At 64.6% G+C, this 19,069-nt stretch carries 13 protein-coding genes; 2 read left to right on the forward strand and 11 right to left on the reverse strand.

From position 1 onward, the window contains the following. Positions 1–298 precede the first annotated feature (298 nt). The 9 genes from AC1VVM_RS00375 to AC1VVM_RS00415 form a co-directional block, all read right to left on the reverse strand. The gene (locus AC1VVM_RS00375; RefSeq protein ID WP_482955579.1) at positions 299–1,018 is read right to left on the reverse strand and encodes a siderophore-interacting protein; all 720 of its coding nucleotides are present in this window, start codon (positions 1,016–1,018) and stop codon (positions 299–301) included. A 41-nt stretch (positions 1,019–1,059) separates the two neighbouring features. Beyond that, positions 1,060–1,953: a substrate-binding domain-containing protein gene (locus AC1VVM_RS00380; RefSeq protein ID WP_482904801.1), complete on the reverse strand. Its 894-nt coding sequence runs from the start codon at positions 1,951–1,953 to the stop codon at positions 1,060–1,062. A gap of 17 nt (positions 1,954–1,970) precedes the next feature. Further along, a complete protein-coding gene (locus tag AC1VVM_RS00385; protein ID WP_482955580.1) occupies positions 1,971–3,524 on the reverse strand; it encodes an acetolactate synthase large subunit in 1,554 nt (517 codons plus the stop codon). A gap of 2 nt (positions 3,525–3,526) precedes the next feature. Next, entirely contained in the window at positions 3,527–4,384 is an 858-nt protein-coding gene (locus AC1VVM_RS00390) for an HpcH/HpaI aldolase family protein (protein WP_482955581.1), read from the reverse strand. A gap of 326 nt (positions 4,385–4,710) precedes the next feature. Next, positions 4,711–5,709 carry a DODA-type extradiol aromatic ring-opening family dioxygenase gene (locus tag AC1VVM_RS00395; protein WP_482955582.1) on the reverse strand — a complete coding sequence of 333 codons (999 nt, stop codon included), beginning with the start codon at positions 5,707–5,709 and terminating at the stop codon, positions 4,711–4,713. A gap of 133 nt (positions 5,710–5,842) precedes the next feature. Next, complete coding sequence (locus AC1VVM_RS00400; RefSeq protein ID WP_482955583.1) at positions 5,843–7,141, reverse strand: MFS transporter; 1,299 nt, start codon at positions 7,139–7,141, stop codon at positions 5,843–5,845. Positions 7,142–7,185: 44 nt separating this feature from the next. Beyond that, complete coding sequence (locus AC1VVM_RS00405; RefSeq protein WP_482955584.1) at positions 7,186–8,040, reverse strand: amidohydrolase family protein; 855 nt, start codon at positions 8,038–8,040, stop codon at positions 7,186–7,188. A gap of 339 nt (positions 8,041–8,379) precedes the next feature. Continuing rightward, entirely contained in the window at positions 8,380–9,405 is a 1,026-nt protein-coding gene (locus tag AC1VVM_RS00410) for an amidohydrolase family protein (protein WP_482955585.1), read from the reverse strand. Between the two features lie 162 nt (positions 9,406–9,567). Continuing rightward, a complete protein-coding gene (locus AC1VVM_RS00415; protein WP_482955586.1) occupies positions 9,568–10,557 on the reverse strand; it encodes an ABC transporter substrate-binding protein in 990 nt (329 codons plus the stop codon). 452 nt (positions 10,558–11,009) lie between these two features. On the opposite strand from AC1VVM_RS00415, the gene AC1VVM_RS00420 reads away from it, so the two are divergent. Continuing rightward, the gene (locus tag AC1VVM_RS00420) at positions 11,010–12,257 is read left to right on the forward strand and encodes a LysR family transcriptional regulator (protein ID WP_482904807.1); all 1,248 of its coding nucleotides are present in this window, start codon (positions 11,010–11,012) and stop codon (positions 12,255–12,257) included. A gap of 243 nt (positions 12,258–12,500) precedes the next feature. On the opposite strand, the gene AC1VVM_RS00425 is transcribed toward AC1VVM_RS00420, so the two are convergent. Then, positions 12,501–14,372, reverse strand: coding sequence for a hypothetical protein (locus AC1VVM_RS00425; RefSeq protein WP_482904808.1), 1,872 nt, complete (start codon positions 14,370–14,372; stop codon positions 12,501–12,503). Between the two features lie 324 nt (positions 14,373–14,696). Between AC1VVM_RS00425 and AC1VVM_RS00430 the strand changes: the two genes are divergently transcribed. Beyond that, entirely contained in the window at positions 14,697–16,988 is a 2,292-nt protein-coding gene (locus AC1VVM_RS00430; protein ID WP_482904809.1) for a TonB-dependent receptor, read from the forward strand. Between the two features lie 265 nt (positions 16,989–17,253). Here the strand turns inward: AC1VVM_RS00430 and AC1VVM_RS00435 are convergent, their stop codons facing one another. Beyond that, a complete protein-coding gene (locus AC1VVM_RS00435) occupies positions 17,254–18,987 on the reverse strand; it encodes a tannase/feruloyl esterase family alpha/beta hydrolase (RefSeq protein WP_482904810.1) in 1,734 nt (577 codons plus the stop codon). Positions 18,988–19,069 lie beyond the last annotated feature (82 nt).

Here is a 19,069-nt window from a genome sequence, read left to right on the forward strand (position 1 = left end):
TACCCTGCCCCCTCACCTTTCGCTTTTGAATGGTGAACTACAGTTCGTCATTGCGAGCGTAGCGAAGCAATCCAGGGGCGGTCGGTGCCGCACTGGATTGCTTCGCTACGCTCGCAATGACGATTCAAAGTGAAGTCATCCCGCACCGACATACACTCCGTCGCCCCCGCGAAGGCGGGGGCCCCGCTTCCTTTCTCCCCGCCGCCAAGAACAAGCGGGATCCCCGCCTAGGCGGGGATGACGGGGTGGGTGGTGTGAGGTTGAGGATAGTTTGGCAGGGCAATTGCAGCCCTACCGCTTAGCCCTGCGCTTCGCCGACGGTCCAGTAACCGGACGAGCGCAGCCAACCCAGCGGATGGCCCATCTCATCGGTCAGCTTGGCGCGAATGGCCTGCGCCACCGCCGCTTCCGCCGCGATCCACGCATAGCCCTCGCCGTCCGGCAGCCCGGCATCGCCCAGCGCGGCAAGCAACGGCGCGGCGTCTTCGCCGTGGCCGTCATGCTCCACCCAGACCCAGCTCAGCCCTTCCCGCTCGGCAACCGGCGCACGCTCGATCCCGGGTGCGACCGAGACCAGGGCGGTGACGGGAACGCCAGGGCGCAGTTCCTCGATGCGGCGACAAAACTGCGGGATCGCGGTCTCGTCACCGACCAACAGATACCAATCGAAATCGTCGGTCACTACCGCCGAACCACGCGGGCCGCCGATGTTGAGCACGTCGCCGGGCTTGGCTGCCTTGGCCCATGCCGTGGCGGGACCAGCCGGTTCGTGCAGCGCGAAATCGATGGCGAGTGTACGCGCGGCCGTATCGAACAGGCGCGGCGTATAGTCGCGCATCTCCGGTTTTTCATCAGGGCCGGCGCCCTCGACGGCGAAGAACAGCTTGATATGGTCATCAGGCGATCCGCTTTCGAAATCGGCGAGATCGTCGCCCTCCAGCCAGACCCGCAGCATGGCCGAGCCCAAAGGCTCGACCCGGCTCACTGTAAGGCGGCGTCGCCGGATATCCCGGCGCACGCGTTGAACCGAATGGCGGGCGGGCTGTTCTTCGCTCAGGGTCAGGCTCCGAGGCTTGCCGTCACGTCGTCGAATAGCTGGTCGACAGTGATCTTGTGGGGGATGATCTTCTGCTCGAAGGCCCAGTCGATGGCAAGTTCGATCCCCTTGCGATTGGCCTCAAGGCCGACCGGTGGGAACGGATCGGGCAAACCGCCTTCGGTAAGATCGCGGCTCTCGACTACCATGCGGTAGAGTTCGCGCACCACGTCGGGGCGGGTCTTGGTCAGGTCCTGATGCACCACGAACATGTGGTTGATCGGCACCACGCCTTCGCGCGCGAACCAGTCCTTGGCGGCATTGAAGGGATCGGGGATCAGCCGTTCCACGCGCGGGTCCTTGGGCAGATCGACGCCCTGCAAGGTCGCCGCCAGTTCACCGTCCAGCATCATCTGGCCGATGTCCGAACCCTTGGGCAGGCGCACGCAGTTTGCGGGGTCGGTGTATTCGAGGAGGTGGCCGTCGCCCACGGTCATCCACGTCACCTTGTCGAGATCGACGCCGTATTCATGCTGAAGCACGCCGCGCACCCAGAGGCCGGTGGTCTGCGCATAGGTGCGCACGCCGACCTGCTTGCCCTCGATATCCTTGGGGTCGAGATGGCCCAGCTCGCGGTTGAAGCCCGCGCAGTGGTGCTGGAAACGGCCCGAGATCGGCACCGGCAGCAGCACGAACGGCTTGCCGTAGATCTTCGCCTGAAGGCAGGTGACGATCGCCAGTTCGCCGCAATCGAAGGCGTTCTCACGCAGCATGGCCTTGAAGCCGTTGTGCGCCTTTTCCGGCCCGCAGAAATCGAGGGCAACGATATCGGACGAGACGCGCCCGTCCTTCAGCGCCTTGGTCTGCGGATAGTCCTGTACGTTGGCCTTTAACGTCAGCACGTCGGTCATGGTCATGGTGTTCCTTCTCCCGATCAGTAGAGCTTGACTTCGATCAGGCAGGGGCCGTCCATCTCCGTGGAGCGGGCCATCGCCTTGTGGAAGTCCTCGGCATTGTCGACCTGCACGCCGGGCACGCCCATGGACTTCGCCATGGCAACCCAGTCGATGGTCGGACGGTCGATATCGATCATCGCCATGGCCTGCGGGCCGGGCTGCTGCCCCGCTCCCATGTTCGTGTATTCGGCCTTGAGGATCGCGTACTGGTTGTTCGCGAAGATGATCGTGGTGATCGGCAGCCCTTCGCGCGCCTGCGTCCAGAGCGACTGGATCGTGTACATGGCCGAGCCATCGCCCACCATGCAGAAGGTCCGCCGATCCGGGCAGGCCATCGCGGCGCCCGTGGCGACGGGGGTGCCGTAGCCGATCGAACCGCCCATGTTGTTGATCAGGTCGTGCGGACGCGCGCCCATCGTCAGGCCCATGGTCTGGCGGCCGGTGGTCAGCGATTCATCGACGAGGATCGCGTTGTCCGGCAGCGCGGCGGACAGAGCCTGCGCGATGCTTTCAGGATTGAGCGCGCCACTGGGCGCCGCTGCCTCGATCCGTTCCTGCACCAGCGGCGCGGTACCCTTCAGGCCCAGCGCGTCGATCAGCATTTCGAGGCCGAGCGCGCTGTCCTCATCATCGGCGACCAGCGAGTGGACCACGGTGCCCGGTGCCTTCAGCAGGCTGGGCTTGTCCGGATAGGCGAAGAACGCGACGGGTTCCTTGGTCTCCAGCGTGACTATGTGCTTGAAGTCCTTGAGGAAGGCCTGCCCCAGTGGCACTGCGTAGGGAATGCGCTCCAGCGGCGTGCGCCCCGCACCGCGCTCGATGCGTGCGGTGAAGAACTGCGAGCCGAGGCGGCAACCGGTGCCGGCCGCGACCACGCCGGCGAGGTCCAGCGCACGGCCGCGCGTGGCCTTGTTGCCGAGGATCAGCAGCGTGGGCTCGCCCGAGCGGAGCACCTTGGCCACTTCATCCACGCGCGCCTGATCGGGCGCGGGACGAGCGCGGGTCAGACCCTGCGGCACGACCGCCGTGCCCGCGTCCTTCCACGCGGTGTCGCCCGGCAGGATCAGCGTGGCGATCTGGCCGGGATGCTCGCTGGCCTTGGCGCAGGCGGTGGCCGTGTCCCAGGCGATGGTCGTCGCAGACTCGGCACGGCGCACCCAGTGGCTGAGCGGACGGGCCAGCCCTTCGATGTCGGAGGTGAGCGGCGGATCGTACTTCAGGTGCGATGCCGAATGCTCGCCGACGATGTTGACCATGCCGGACGAGGCGCGCTTGGCGTTGTGGATGTTGGACAGGCCGTTGGCGAGGCCCGGCCCCAGATGCAGCAGGGTCGATGCCGGCACGTCCTTCATCCGGTACCAGCCATCCGCTGCGCCGGTGCAGACGCCTTCGTAAAGGCACAGCACGGACTTCATGCGCGGATTGTCGAGCGCCGCCAGGAAGTGCATTTCCGAGGTGCCGGGGTTCGCGAAGCAAACCTCCACACCATTGTCGACCAGCGTGTTGACGAGGGTTTCTGCGCCATTGGCCATGATCAGTATCCCGCCAGTTCGCGGCCCTGACCGACCACGCCATAGCTGCGCGTCGGCGCGGACATCAGGAAGCGGTAGCCCTCGCCAATCAGGCGCTCGACATTCTTGGCATTGGTGTGCGGGTTGCCGACGACGACGTCGTGCTTCTTGCAGACCTCGACGATCTTGTTCATCGCGCTCACCACTTCGGGGTGATCGTACTGGCGCGGATAGCCCAGCGCCTGGCTGAGATCGCCCTCACCGATCAGCACGAGGCCGATGCCGGGTACGTTGGCGAGAATGTCGTCGAGGTTTTCGATCGCCTCGGGGCTCTCGCACATCATGCCCACCAGCAACTCGCCATGCGGCGCCAGCGGCCAAACATCGGCCTTGGCGTAGTATTCCGGCTGCGACAGGCCCCAATAGCGCGCGGCCGTGGCCGGACCGTCGCCGCGAATGCCCTTGGGCTCGTAGAGCGCGGCACCGGTCGGCTTCGCATAGCGGGCGGAGGCGACCATATTGTAGGCCTGCTCCACCGTCGAAACGTGCGGGGTGATCACGCCATAGACGCCGCGATCCAGCACCTGCTTGGCCTGGAACTGGTTCATCTCGCCGCCATTCGCCGGAATGCGCGCGATGGGGGTGACCGAAGGCGCGACCGAACCGCTTTCGGCGATCTTCTTGCGGTTGAGCATGTACTGGAGCGCGTCGCCCAGCGCGGCGACGTCGTAAGGGTTGTGCTCCATCTCGAAGACAATGCCGTCATAGGGGGCATCGGTCAGTTCCTGCGCGGTCAGCTTGTCGACCTTCGAGAAGCAGGTGAAAGCGGGCTTGCCGGCTTCGAGAGCGCGGATGATGCCGTTGAGGCGCGTCTGGGTCATTGCTTGGATCTTTCCTTTCGGGCTTGCTCTGCCCGTACCTCGTCCCGGGCGACATCGCGCGATTGATCCGGCGACCGCCGCCATCGAAAAACCGGCAGGTCCGTTTTGAAACCTGCCCGGGAGAGATCCCTCACTCTCCCTTCAGCCTGCGGGAAAAAGCTCCCACGGCTCAATAAACCAGTCCGTCATCCCCGCGAAGGCGGGGATCCCGCTTCTCTTGCGGCATACGAGAGGTCGCAGAGGCAAGCGGGGCCCCCGCCTCCGCGGGGGCGACGATGCATGAGTGCACGACGCTCGATGGATGGAGGCGCCGGTAAACCCCGGTTCTACTCCTCCGGCTGCCAGTACATGAAGCCCATGCCCTCGCCCGTACCGGCCTCGGTGCGCCAACAGGGCACGTAGTCCACCAGAGTCATCTTCGCGCCGGTGTGCTGGAGGGCCATCATCACGATCGAGTAGATCTTCACCTCGCTCGTGCCCGACTGGTAATAGCCGTCCGGGATCGCCGCGAGGCCCTCGTAGTCATAGCTCGCCAGCTTCTCCATCACGTCGCGGTCGAACTCCTCGTCGTTGACGAAGTGCGACAGGCCGCCGCTGGCGATCACCGCCACGCGCACGTCTTCCGGCCAGGCCTCGATCGCCTCGCGCAGCACGCGACCGAATTCGATGCAGCGCGCCATCGAAGGCTGCGTCGGCGGGTAGAACAGGTTGAACAGCACCGGCACATGGCGCGGCACATCGTCGCCCATGATCTGGTGATAGACGAAGCTATAGGCATGCGGGACCACCGGATAATCCGGCGCGTAGCCCTGCCGCGATTCCATCCAGGTGTTCTGCGGCCATTTCTGCAGATCGTTGAGGTCGAAGTTCTGCTCCTGGAACGTCTTGATCAGGTACGTCGCGAAGTCCGGATAGGCCTGATGCACGACATGATGGTCGGGCGCATAGACCGGGCGCTGCGGCGGGCCATTGTGCACGTCCTCGCCGGTGTAGATGGTGATCGAGGGCGACTGGTCGGGCCAGATTTCCTTCTGATCCTTACCCAGCACGATGGCGACATCGACCTTGGCGCGCTTGTAAGCCTCGGCCATCTCGTCCAGCGCGGCGCGGCAGCGGGTGGCGCGTGTCGTGCGCTCCTCAAGCGTCAGGAACGGGGCGAAAGCGGCGCCGCGTTCGGCTTCCAGTTCCGGGTAGGTCCAGGTGCGGTTGCGGTACCAGAGTTCCGGGTTCTTGCGGTCGCGATCGCCGTTGGTCAGCCAGTCCTCGGGGGCCTGACCCAGCATCCCGCTGTGCGGAACGGCCATGCCGAATACGATCTGCGCCATTGCATCCTCTTTCAGTCAAAATCTGTTGCGAACCTGTCGCAGCATTAGGGAGCCGCCAGACACGCGGCCAATCCAATCTACGCTCCGGGTGATGCAACCCGCCCCACGGGAAAGCATCTCCCGGAGCGCAGCGTCACTCGCCTGCTGCGAGCGAAATCTTCGGTGCCCACTCCGGGCGCAGCACCAGCCAGGTGGTCAGCGCACCGATCACCAGGAAGACGAAGATCACCATCATCGGCAGATCGTAGCTGCCCGAGACGTGGAGCAACCAGCCCGAAAGGCTTGCTGCGACGCCGCCGGCAAGGCTGGTCGCCACCTGCTGCACGCCGGTGACAAGGCCCACGGCAGGCGCCGGGATCAGCGTCAGGCGGCAGAGCGCAAGGTTGTTGGCGGTGGCAAGGCCGAGGAACGAGAGCGAGAACACGTTCCAGAACAGCGCCGCATTCAGCGAGTCCGCCTTGGCGCCCAGCAGCACCGTGCAGGCGCCGATGAAACCGGCGATCACGAAGGCCTTGCGCACGAACACCGGATCTCCGCCGCGCGCGATCAGCTTGTCCGCCATCCACCCGGCAATCAGCGCGACGATGGCGATGCCGGCAAAGCTGAAGAAGGTGAACAGGCCGGACTTCTCAAGGCTCAGCCCACGCTCCTCGACCAGATAGCTGGGCATCCAGGTCATGCAGAAGAAGGTGAAGTAACCGTAGCAGAAGTTCACTACCAGCGTGCCCCAGACCAGCGGGCTGGAGAGGATGCTGGCGAAGGTGACGGAAGACGCCTTGCGCTTGATCGCCGCCATATCCTCACGGCGCGGCAAGTCGTTCTTGACGAGGAACATCCACGGCAGCAGCCAGATCAGACCGACCGCGCCGGTGGCGATGAACATCACGCGCCAGTCGTAAGCAGTGATCAGCCATGCCGCGATCGGCGCGCCGATGGCGGGGCCGAACTTGTTGCCCATCGCGAAGAGGCCGACGGCGGTGCCGCTCTGCCCTTCCTTGAAGTTATTGCGGATCCAGCGATAGCTGGCGGGCATCACCACTGCCTCGGCCGCGCCGACGATGAAGCGCATCAGGATAAGCGCGAACATCGTCGAGATCAGGCCCGTCACCGCCGTCGCCAGACACCAGAGCACGAAGCAGATCGTGTAAGGCGTCTTCACGCCATACCGATCGACCAGCCAGCCTGCCGGAATCTGGATCAGGCCGTAGGACCAGAAGAACGCCGCATTCACCCAGCCCCGGTCGACATCGGACATGCCGAAGTGCTGGGTGAACGGCGCATCGGCGAGAGCCGACGAGATGCTGGTGCGGTCGACGAAGGCGATCATCACGCCCAGCGCCAGCAGCAGCAGCACCGCCCAGGCGGCCGCGCTGGCGGGTTCGGCTATGCTTGCCGCCCTGCCCGCTCCGCCTCGTTCCAGTGCCTTGTCCATCTCGTCTCTCTCCACTTTATGTCACCTATTGTCGCTTCTGGAGATCAGTCGTCCAGAGCGGGGTAGAGTTTCTGCGCCGTCTTCGCGAAGATCCATTCGCGGTCGACATCCGTCAGCGAAGCCAGGCGGCTTTCCGCGGTCGCCTTGATCTCCGCCAGCGTGCCGGGCGAGGTTGGATAGTTCGAACCCCAGGCCAGACGCTGCGCGCCAAACACGTCCACCAGCTTGGGGAACAGCGTCTCAGGGGTCGCCTCGCCCTTCGTCGAATCGCCCATGATACGCGGCGTCAGCTTCAGGTAGATGTTCTCGACCGGCGCAAGGTCGAACAGGCTCTGCGCATTCGCATAAGGCGCGCCATCGGTCACATCGGGACGGCCGAGGTGGTCAAGGATGATCGGCACGTTCGGGAAGCGTTTGGCCAGCGCGGTCACGGCGGCGAGGCCAACCGGGCCGGTCTGGATGCACATGGTCAGGCCCAGCTCGCCCAGCAGTTCCCACGCCGGATAGGCGCGCGGATCGTCGAGTTCGCTGGGATCGAATTCCTTGGTCGACCCGCCGGTGAACACGCGCAGGCCCCTGAGGCCCCGGTCCACCCACGAACGGATCGTCTGGGCGGCGTCGGGCGCCAGCACGTCCACCGAACCCACCGCGATCAGGCGGTCGGCATAGCGGTTGCAGGCATCGACCACATAGCTGTTGTCGAAGCCGTACGTGGTGGAGGAATGGACGAGGGCGGCCTTGGCAACTCCGGCTTCATCCATGGAAGCGATCAGCGTCTCTACCGTGCTCGGCCGCTCCTGCGACCAGTCGGACCGTTTTCCGAACAGCGGCGCCGGGGGATAAGCCCCTTCGTCGTCGGAAATGACGTGGGGATGGATATCGACAAACTTGGACGTCATGCACCTGTCTCCGCTGCCGGAAGCGTGCATCGCGCTGCCGGGGCTCTGTTCTGGTTGCTGTCAATTTGCGGGGTGGGCGGCGGCGGCGGGAGTTGATTGTCAGCCGTGAGGCATAACTTCCGCCGCTGCCGCTAGGGCTCTTCCTGCCCGCGCTCCCTCATCTAAAACACTTCGTCGCCCCCGCGCAGGCGGGGGCCCCGCTTTCTTTCAGCCCCATAGCGCGAGGCCAGAAGAACAAGCGGGATCCCCGGTTTACCCTGAGCGGCCGGCCTGCCGGCCAGCCGAAGGGCGGGGATGACGAGGTTTAGAGTTACGGCGGCAGTAGTGGTCGCCCGAGCCTTAAAGCCCCTTGGCCTTCAACCGCGCGTCGAGGCGCGGATAGACCTTGCGGGCATTGCCTTCGTAAATCGCGAAACGGTCGTTATCCGACAGCGCCTCGCAGGCATCGACGTAGCGCTTGGTGTCGTCGAAATAGTGCCCGGTGTTCGGATCGGTGCCACGCACCGCGCCGATCATTTCCGAGCCGAACAGCACATTCGAAGTCGGCACCACCTTGGTCAGCAGCTCGACGCCGGGATGGTGATAGACGCAGGTGTCGAAGTAGATGTTGTCCAGCAGCCCTTCCAGCGGGCGGTCCATCATCTCCAGCGACATGCCGCGATAGCGGCCCCAGTGATACGGCACCGCGCCGCCGCCGTGCGGGATCACAAGGCGCAGCGTCGGGAAGTCCTTGAACAGATCGCTCTGCAGGATCTGCATGAACACTGAAGTATCGGCGTTCAGATAGTGCGCGCCGGTGCCGTGGAAGTTCGGATTGCACGATGCGGCAACGTGGACCATGCCCGGCACGTCCAGATCGCACATCGCTTCGAACAGCGGATACCATTCCTTGTCGGTGAAGGGCTTGCCGGTCCAGTAACCGCCGGTGGGATCGGGGTTCACGTTAACGCCCACGAAGCCCAGTTCCTCCACCACACGGCGAAGCTCGGGGATCGAGTTCTTCGGCGGCGCGCCGGGGCTCTGCGGCAGCATGGCGACCGGCGCGAAGTTGTCCGGATACATCTCGGTCACGCGGTAGACGAGGTCGTTGGAGACGCTCGCCCACTCAAGGCTGGTGCGCTCGTTTCCGAGGTGATGGCTCATCAGGCCGGCGATCGGCGAGAACAGGGTAAGGTCGCTGCCGCGCTCCTGCTGGAGCTTGAGCTGGCCGCCTTCGATGCCTTCGCGGATCTGGTCGTCGCTGACATGCGCGTCGGCAACCAGCGGCGCATTCGCCACATCGTCCGCCGCCGCGACTTGCGCACTGCGCCATTCGCGGAAGTGCTTGGGGACCGTCGTGAAGTGACCGTGACAGTCGATAATCATGGGATTCTCCGTGGAATTCAGCAGGCAATCACAAGAGGAGCCCCTCCTTCGTCATTGCGAGGGCCGTAAGGCCCGCGGCAATCCAGTGCGGCGCATACTGCCCTGGATTGCTTCGCTACGCTCGCAATGACGAAGTGAGTGGAGACCTCTCAAGCTATGGGTTCAGACGCGAACCGGCGCCTTGCTCGGATCGACGAACAGTTCTTCCATCGTCATGCGGCGCGGCGTCAGGCCCTGCTTGAAGGCGGTCTGCTCCAACGCCTCGATGGTCGCGCGGTTTTCCTCGATGCCGTAGGGCAGCGGATCGGCGCCGACGATGTCCTGCAGCGCGCGGTACTTGTCCGCGCCCTTGCCGGTCGCCTCGCCAGAATTGAGCTTGGCCAGCCACTCGTCCTTGGCGCGAGTGAAAGCATCGTTCAGCGAACGCGCGATCCACGGGTGCTGTTCAAGGATCTCGTCCTTGACGACGATGGTGCCGTGCATCGGATAGACGCCGGTGCGGGCATAGTATTCCGTCTCGGCCTCGGCCGCATTGGGGATCAGGTCCACATACATGCTGGTGTCGACTTCCTGCCAGCCGCCCGTCGGCGCACCGGTGCGGCCGATGCCGGCAGCAGCTTCGACGCCGGCCTGGATCTGGTCATTGGCCATCATGTCCGCCAGCGACACGCCTTCGGGCGTGTGCTGCACATTGGCGGGCAGTTGGAGCTGCGTCACGTGTTCCTCGTCGTCGACGATCCAGGTGACCTTGTCGTTGTCCATGCCGTATTCGTCGATGAAGACCTGACGGATCCACACGCCGGTCGTCACCGAGTAGGCACGCACGCCAACCTTCTTGCCTTCCAGATCCTTGGGGTGGCGGATGCCCGAATCCGGCTTCACCAGCATGCCGCCGTGGTGGAAGCGGCGGACCACGAAGATCGGCAGCGCCTTGAACGGGCGGCCATAGGCGCGGGCGATGATGTAGGTGGTGGGCGCCAGTTCGCAGACGTCGAACTCAAGATCGCGGACCATGCGGCGGAACGCGCCGATCTGCGGCTTCACCGTCACGAATTCGGCATCGACGCCTTCGATCTCGATGCTGCCGTCGCGGATCGCAGCGGTGTGCGGATGATCGGCAATCGCCAACTTCAGGCGGACTTTCTGACTCAAGGGCGCTCTCCTCGGGGATGAGTAAACATGGCTATCGGCGTTTGCTGCAACGTCCGATGCCGGTTGACCCGCGAAAAGCGCCCCGCCCGGTTCCAAGTCAACGCAGCCCCCATCCGAACCGGTCGGCACGAGCGCACAATTTATAGAGGTCCAGCCTCCTCCCGGCCCGCCAAGTGATAGAATTTATGCCGCCAGCCCTATAAATCCAGCGCCGCGCGCAATAGGTTCACCGGCAGGACTGTCGCAGGATGACGCAGTGCAGACTCCTCCATCGCGATGACGATTCGTCGAAAAACTGGCTGTATTCCCGCAATTTTTCGCCCAATCTGCAATCGGCCAATCACCCACCCTCGCCGCATCATGTCGCAACCGCGAAAGCCGGGGTGATAGCCCGGCCCGTTGCGGACCCGATAAATTTCGCGCTAGGTCCGGGGTGGAGAGAGGACCTGAACATGGCCAACGAAACGAGTCACAAGACCCCGGGTGCCGAACGCGCCCAGAGCCTGAGCTTCCGCCAGCTTCGCCTGTTCGAGGCGATCGGCGATCTCAAGTCGGTGCGCCGCGCGTCGGAGGCATGCAGCCTGTCGCAGCCCGCCGTCACGCAGGCGCTCGCCAAGATGGAGGCACAGCTTGGTGCCACTCTGGTCGACCGGCGCGCCAGCGGCAGTTACCTCAACGAATTCGGCATGGTGTTCCATGCCCGCGTGAAGCGCTTCTTCGAACAGACCGAGCGCGCCGTGATCGAGATCGGCGCCGCCGTGAATGCCGACGGCGCCCGCGCCATCGTCAATCGCCTCACCCGGTCGCAACTGCGCACGCTGGTCGGCGTGATGGAACACGGATCGTTTGAACAGGCGAGCGAGTGCTTCGACATTTCCGCCGCCTCGCTCCAGCGCGCCGCGCGCGATTTACAGGGTAACTTGCGCGTCTCGCTGTTCTATCGCACGGCCGCCGGGATGCTGGTCAGCCCGCAGGGGATCAAGCTGGGCCAGATGATCAAGCTGGCACTGCAGGAAATCGAATGGGGTGTGGCGGAAATCGACGCCGCGCTGGACGGCACCAGCACCCCCATCGTAATCGGCGCCATGCCCTTCGGCGGCAGCGTGCTGCTGGCATCGGTGCTGGACCAGTTCCTGGAAAAGTACCCCAGCGCCGACATCCGGATCATGAACGAAAGCGCGGTCGAAATGACCAAGTGCCTGCGCGCGGGCGAGGTCGATTTCGTGGTCGGCCTGCTGCCCGAGGAAGTGGCGCCGGGCCTCGTCTGCGAGCCGCTGATCGAAACGCCCTATGCCGTGGTGGCGCGCGCCGGCCACCCGCTCGCCCGTGCGGGCAAGGTCTCGGTGGAGGAACTGATGGCCTACGACTGGATCACCGGCACTCCCGGTTCCAGCCGCCGCGCCTGCTTCGACCGGATCTTCGAAGGTACAAAGGGCCCGCAGACCCATGTCGCCACTTGCGCACTGCCGATCATCCGCCACTTGCTCAAGCGGTCCGACCGGTTGACGCTGATGACTACGTATGAACTCACGCATGAGGAAGGCCTGCGCACCTTGCATTGCGGGCAGATCGAGGCGGTGCCCGCCATCGGCATCACCACGCGCGAGGACTGGATGCCAACCCCGGTGCAGTCCGCCTTCATCGACGTGATCCGCGCGCATGTCTGCGCTCCGCCAACCCCGCTGCGGCAGGTGGGGTGAAAGGATCAATCCTCCCCTGCAAGGGGAGGTGGCAGCGCGAAGCGCTGACGGAGGGGTGTAACCGGCACGGTAGTGCGCGACCGAGAGGCTGACACCCCTCCACCACCCTTCGGGCGGTCCCCCTCCCCTTGCAGGGGAGGAACTGGCTCCTCGGCGTCCTTTCAATAGAAGCCCACGAAAAAAGGGAGGACGGCCAGTAGCCGTCCTCCCTCAAGGTTTACCCCGTCAAGGGAGAGAGCGTTTTCAGATCAAAGACTTGTCAATGTAAAGAGGCATTGAGTCCTCCCACTTGCTGTCGGTCAGCAGGCGCTTGTTCCCGCCGTCCGCATCCATGACGTAAATCTGGCCATATTGCTGGAACGTATTGTCGTAGAGCGCGGCCTCGTCCCGGAAGCCGTGTTCGGAGCCGGACCACATGATGCGCCCGTCCGGCGACCATACGGCGTGCCCATCGCTGGCCTTGCTGGTGGTGAGTTCGCGGTAGTCCGAACCGTCCGGGCGGATGGTGCAGACCTGATAATCCTTATCGTCCACCTTGCGGGTGAAGACGATGCGCTGGCCGTCGGGCGACCAGCACGGCAGGTTGTCCAGCTTGTCCGTCAGCACGCGCACCTGCTTGGTTTCCAGGTTCATCACGCGCAGGCCGCGTTCCTCGCTCTGGCCCCACACGCGGAACACCAGTTCCTTGCCGTCGTGCGAGAAGCTGGGGAAGCCGGAATGCACGGTGCCGTCGGTCAGCACTTCAAGGTCGCTGCCGTCCTTGCGCACACGCACGACCACGGCCTTGGCATAGCTGCGTTCGGCGAACCAGGTGCCGACGCCGAAGGCCAGCCACTCGCCATCGGGCGACCAGCAGGGCTGGAAGGCGCCGGCAAGGCCCTTCTTCACCATCTCCACGTTGAGACCGGACTTGGTATTGTCGAACACCACGCGACGTTGCGACCCGTCGGGCTTGCAGGTGACGATAGAGGATGTGCCGGTCTGCTTCTCGGTAAAGGCCAACATCCCCTGATTGGAGAGGATCGGGAACACGTCCATGAACCGATAGTCGTAGTCCGCATCCCAGCTATAGAGCGGCTTGTCCAGCGGACGGACCGGGCGGAATTCCTGCACTTCATACATCACGGACTTGCCATCGGCGGTCCAGTGCGGGGAACGCAGGCCCTTGCGCTTGAAGCCCGGGCGGCCCGAGGTATAGGCGATGCCCTCGTCCGGCCCGCCCTTCACGACATAACCGATCTCGTCCTGCGTCACGTACTGGGGCGAGACTTTCAGATTGGCGCCGCGCGTATGTTCGATGCGCGCGCCGGTCTCGACGTCGACCGAGACGATCTGCGAATCCACGCGGCCGATCCATTCGGGACGGCGGGCGCCCCAGGTCGCCTCGGTGGTCAGTTCGTAGAAGACGATCCGCTTGCCGTCGGGCGACCACGAAGGCGAACCCTGACACCAGTTCTTGCGCGAGGAGACCTTGGCAAAGCCCGTGCCATCAGGACGGATCCTGTAGATCGACAGCTCCTGCGTGTGTTCCCACCCGCGATTCTCGTCATGGCCGCGCCAGCTGGTGTTGGTGTCGCTGGAGAAAGCGATCCACTTGCCGTCCGGCGACCAGGCCGGGCGGAAATAGCAGTCCGGGCTGTCCGGATTGCCCTTCACTTCGCCCACGCCGGTAAGCTGCTTCACCTTGCCGTTGGCAAGATCCATTACCCAGACATTGGCCTTGTAGCCGTTGCGGGTGGAAACGAAGGCCAGCCACTTCCCGTCCGGTGAGATGGCGGCGGCATCGTCCACGCTGGAGCCGCCGGCAATCGCCTTGACGCCGGTGCCGTCGCCCTTGGCAACGAACAGGCTGGAGTTGCCATCCCCCAGACGTTCGGAAGTGAAGGCCATGCGCGCACCGTCGCGCGAAAGGCGCGCGTTATAGTCGTAGGCGCTTTCCGCCAGCACCTTGCGCTCACCCGTGCCGTCAAGGCCGGCGACGTACAGCTCGGACACCGAAGGCGCGATGCGGTTCATCAGCATCACGCCCTTTTTGGTGGGCACCGGCTTGGCAATACCGACCTGGCTGAGCAGCACAGAAGCCGGAACCGCGGCCAGAAAATCTCTACGCTTCACTATGAACTCTCCCTGCAAATCCCCGATTGTTGTCGGAGGCTTCGCAATTCCCGCCAATTCCCGGAGCAGACCGAACCGCCAGCTTCCTGTGCTGGCCTTGGTATTAGGACACCGCCGAGAGGTTTGCATCATGGCCGTCGTGGAAGTTATCGGTGCCGCTCAAGTGCCTATAGCCGCACAAAGGACTTCCCGGACTACATCGGCGGCATACCGCTACTGCCAGGCAGGTAACCAATACTCGCGCCGTAACAATAGGACGGCCGGCAGAAGCGGAAGGGGATAAATCGCTCCGGCATCGACGATGCCGGGAACTGGGAGGAAGCGATGAAAAGCCACACCATGTCCGCAAACCATTTCCTGCGCGCCGCGCTGCTGGCCGGGGTCGCGGGCGGCGCCGCCGCCGTGGCGCTGCTGCCGCAATTCGCTCTTGCGCAAGCCGGCAGCGACCAGAGCCAGAACAGCGGCGGCGTCGAAGAGATCATCGTGACCGCGCAGAAGCGCGACCAGTCGGCGCAGAACGTGCCGATCGCGATCACCGCGCTCAACAACCAGCAGCTTCAGAGCGCCGGGGTGCAGAGCACGCTGGACCTCAAGGCCGCCGTCCCCGCGCTCAACATCACCACCGGCACCGGCGGCATCGGCCTGCCCCGCATTCGCGGCATCGGCGCGACCGGACAGGGCCCGGGCATCGAGAACCCGGTCGCGGTCTATGTCGACGGCGTCTATTACGGCGCCTCGTTCGGCATCCTGCAATCGATGTTCGATACCGATCAGGTCACCGTGCTCAAGGGCCCGCAAGGCACCCTGTTCGGCCGCAACGCCACGGGCGGCCTGATCCAGATCACCACGCTGGGGCCGAGCTTTGACTGGACCGGCAAGGCCGAGATCGGTTACGGCAACTATGACACGATCCACTCCGCCGCCTATGTTTCGGGCGGCCTGACCAAGACCGTCGCGATCAGCTTGTCCGGCCAGTACGACAACCAGCAGGACGGGTTCGGCAAGAACCTCTACACCGGGAACGACATCCAGAACGGCAAGTCATGGGGCGGCCGCGCCAAGCTGCTGTGGCAGCCTTCGGACCAGACCAAGGTGCTGCTGTCCGGTGACTTCAACGGCCGCAATTCGGCCGCACCGGCCTTCCGCAACTTCGGGCTCAACGCGCTCGGCATCGATGTGCCTACCGCGATCGAGGCGCTGGGCGGCGATGTCCACCGCGACATTCTGGCCGATATCGACCCCAAGATGTCCACCCGCGCCTGGGGCACCAGCCTGACCATCGAGCAGGACGTGGGCTTCGCAACGCTGAAGTCCATCACCGCCTATCGCCATTCGAAGTTCAGCTACAACTTCGATCCGGACGGCACCACGATGCCCCGCATCATTGTCGACAACCACCAGTTCGACAAGCAGTTCACCCAGGAACTGAACCTGATCTCGACCGAGGGCGGACCGTTCAAGTGGGTGCTGGGCGGCTTCTACATGCACGGCAATGCGGGCAACGATGCCTCGCGCACAACCGGGCTCTTCACGTTCGGCAACAACGGCTATTCGCAGGACGACAACACCGTCAAGCTGGACTCCTTCGCGGGCTTTGCGGAAGGCACGTACACCTTCGGCGAGTCCACGAACCTGACCGCCGGCCTGCGCTTCACCAGCGACCAGCGCTCGCTGGATGCCACGGTGACGCAGTTCAACGGCAACGTGCCCCCGGCCGGCCTGACCACCGTCACCCAGATCCCGTCCGAGAGCCACACGTTCAACAAGCTGACCTGGCGCCTCTCGCTCGATCACCGCTTCTCGCCCGAACTGCTGGCCTATGCCAGCTACAATCGCGGCTTCCGGGGCGGCACCTACATCACCCAGTCGGACCCGATCGTGCTGCTGAAGCCCGAGCAGGTGGACGCCTTCGAAGTGGGCATCAAGTCAGACCTGTTCGGCCGCAAGGTGCGCCTGAACGTCGCGGGCTATTACTATGACGAGAAGAACATCCAGGTGATGCAGGTCATCTCGGGCGCGCAGACCGTCTACAACGCCGATGCCGCCGAGATTTACGGTATAGACGCCGACCTGACCTGGCGCGTGACCAGCAACTTCCGTCTGTTCGGCGGCATCAACTGGACCCACGCCCGCTACACCGACTTCGACACGGCGGTTATCAGCTATCCGTTCCCGCTCGCCCCGGGCTTCGTGATCCCCACCGGCCAGTCGTGCCTGGGTACGTTCGGCAACCCCTTCGCGCAGCTGGGCGGCAACTGCCTGCTGATCGGCAGCGCTACGGGCAACAAGTTGCAGAACACCCCCAGCTTCACCGCCAGCATGGGCGGTTCGTACGACCTCGAAACCGGCATGGGCAAGTTCACGCTGGCGGGCAATTACTACTACAACTCAGGCTACGTCGGTTCGCCGGACGAGCGGGTGAAGCAAAGCTCGTACAACACTGTCGACGCCTCGCTGACCTGGCGTTCGCTGGACGACAACCTGTTCGTCCGCCTCTGGGGCAAGAACCTGACGAACGCTTTCTACTGGGGCCAGATCGGCGCCACCAACAGCGGCGACAACGGCACTTATGCCGCACCGCGCACTTATGGCGTGACGGCCGGTTTCGACTTCTAAACCGTTACAGGAACCACTCTCCATGGCCGGAGTCCTCTGGACTCCGGCATTTTTTTTGGGCGCGCGGGATGGCCTGTTGCCTACACCAACAACGCCCCTCAACTCCCCGTCATCCCCGCGAAGGCGGGGATCCCGCTTGTTCCTGGCGGCGGGGCAAAAAGGAAGCGGGGCCCCCGCCTGCGCGGGGGCGACGATGCTGTGAAGCTAGCGGTTCACCTTCAAGCGTACACGCACCCGCAACGGGATCGCCGTGCAATTAGAGCAGCTACTGGTTGATGAACGTATAGGGCCCGAACAGATCCGCCCCCGACCAATTATGGGTCAGCACCACTTGCGTAGAGGCACTGCGCGTCCAGCTTGCCGGATCGGTATAGCTGCCGCTGCCGGTATGGCTGGCAACCGCCGGCCAGGGATAGACCGGGCGCAGCATCTCCGGGCGAGCCGGTTCGGATGGCGCAGCGCTCGCCATACCCACCGGCTGGCCGAACGTGCTGCGATGCCGGGTGGTGCCGCTCATGATCGCCTCGGGCGCGTGGCCGCTTTCGACCCAGGTCATCATCGGGGTCAGCAGATCGATGCTGCTCGGCCCCTCACCCCCGCCGCAATGCCCGACGCCGGGCAGCATGTAGAGCCGCTCGAACTGGCCGACCACGCGCTTGCCCATCGTCGAGAACAGCGCCTTCTGGTACGAGACGGTGTTGGCCGGGGCGATATGCTGGTCGGAAAGACCATGCCACATGATGAGCTTGTGCCCCTTGGCCGCAAAGGCGCTGAGGTCCGGGTTGGTGGCATCGAACAGGCGGTGATGGTCGCGCAGTTCGTCAAGCGTGGCGCGCGTGAATTCGAGGCTCTCCAACGTCGCATCGGGGCGCGGCTCCGGGAAGGCGAGGTAGCGCATCACCGGCGGCACCACCATCTGGCTCATCATCCGCCCTTCCGGTCCGCCCGGCACGAAGACGCCCGGCCATTCCAGCTCGGATCCATAGAGCGGCTGCCCGGCGGTGAGGAAAGCATGCGTCTCCGGATCGCGCGGGCCTTCGTAGAACTTGCGCGCGACGTCGGCTTCGGCGGCCGTGAGGCAGGCCGAAGTGTCGGTCGTCCCTGCTGGGCACGTCACGCTCGCCATGTCGAAGCGGCAGGCGGCGGGGAGCGAGATCAGCCCGTCGATCACGCCGTCGGTGCGGTCGCAGGTGGCGACGACGGCCTTGTGCAGGATCGGCAACCGGTCGGCGAGCAGGATCGGATGGCCCGCCGCGTCGAGGTTCGAACGCGCCATCCAGCCATGGTAAAGCGTGTTCTGCACGGTGAAGAGCATGGCCGGAGCCCCGGCGATCACGCCGTCGAAATCGTCGGGGAAGCGCTGGGCCTCCATCAACGCCTCACGCCCGCCGTCGGAGCAGCCGTTGAAGTAGGAATAGCGCACTTCCTGCCCATAGAAGGCGCGGATCAGCGCCTTGGACGCCTGCGAGGTCAGGTGCTGCGCGCGATAGGCGAAATCGGCGCGGCGCACCGGGTCCAGCGCCCATGCGCCGTCGCTTTCGGCCATCGTGTGGCCCATGTCGGTCGCGGCCATCACGAAGCCGCCGTCGTTCAGCACCTTGCAGCCCTCGGACGCGCCCGAACGCAGCGTGATCGCGCCGCACAGGCCGCCGCAGCCGACCTGAAGGTAGCGCTGCGTCCATGTCTTGAGCGGTAGCAGCACCTGGAAATTGACCGCCGGGGCCAGCGTGCCCCTGACCGAGCAGACGCCGATGCCGTCGCTGGTGGTCTCGCTGGCCTGCGTGATCTTGCTGCCCGCGCCGCCGATAGCGGTCATGTCGGTGCCGGTCAGCGAGGCGCAGGTCACCACCGGGCTTATGGCGGCAAGATTGGCGGGGCCCTGATTCTGGCTGTTCGTTGCGGCCGGCGAATCCGCCACGCCCGAGCACGCCGCCAGCGCCAGCACGGCTACGAACGCCGTAACGCGATTCCAAATGACCTGATTCCAACCGCGCGCCATGGAGTCTCCAGTAACGACAAGGGGACGGAACGCCGGAGCGTCCCGTCCCCCCGTTGGGAGCACTTAAATGGGATTAGCAGAC

This window comes from Novosphingobium sp. BL-S-33, assembly GCF_056857025.1.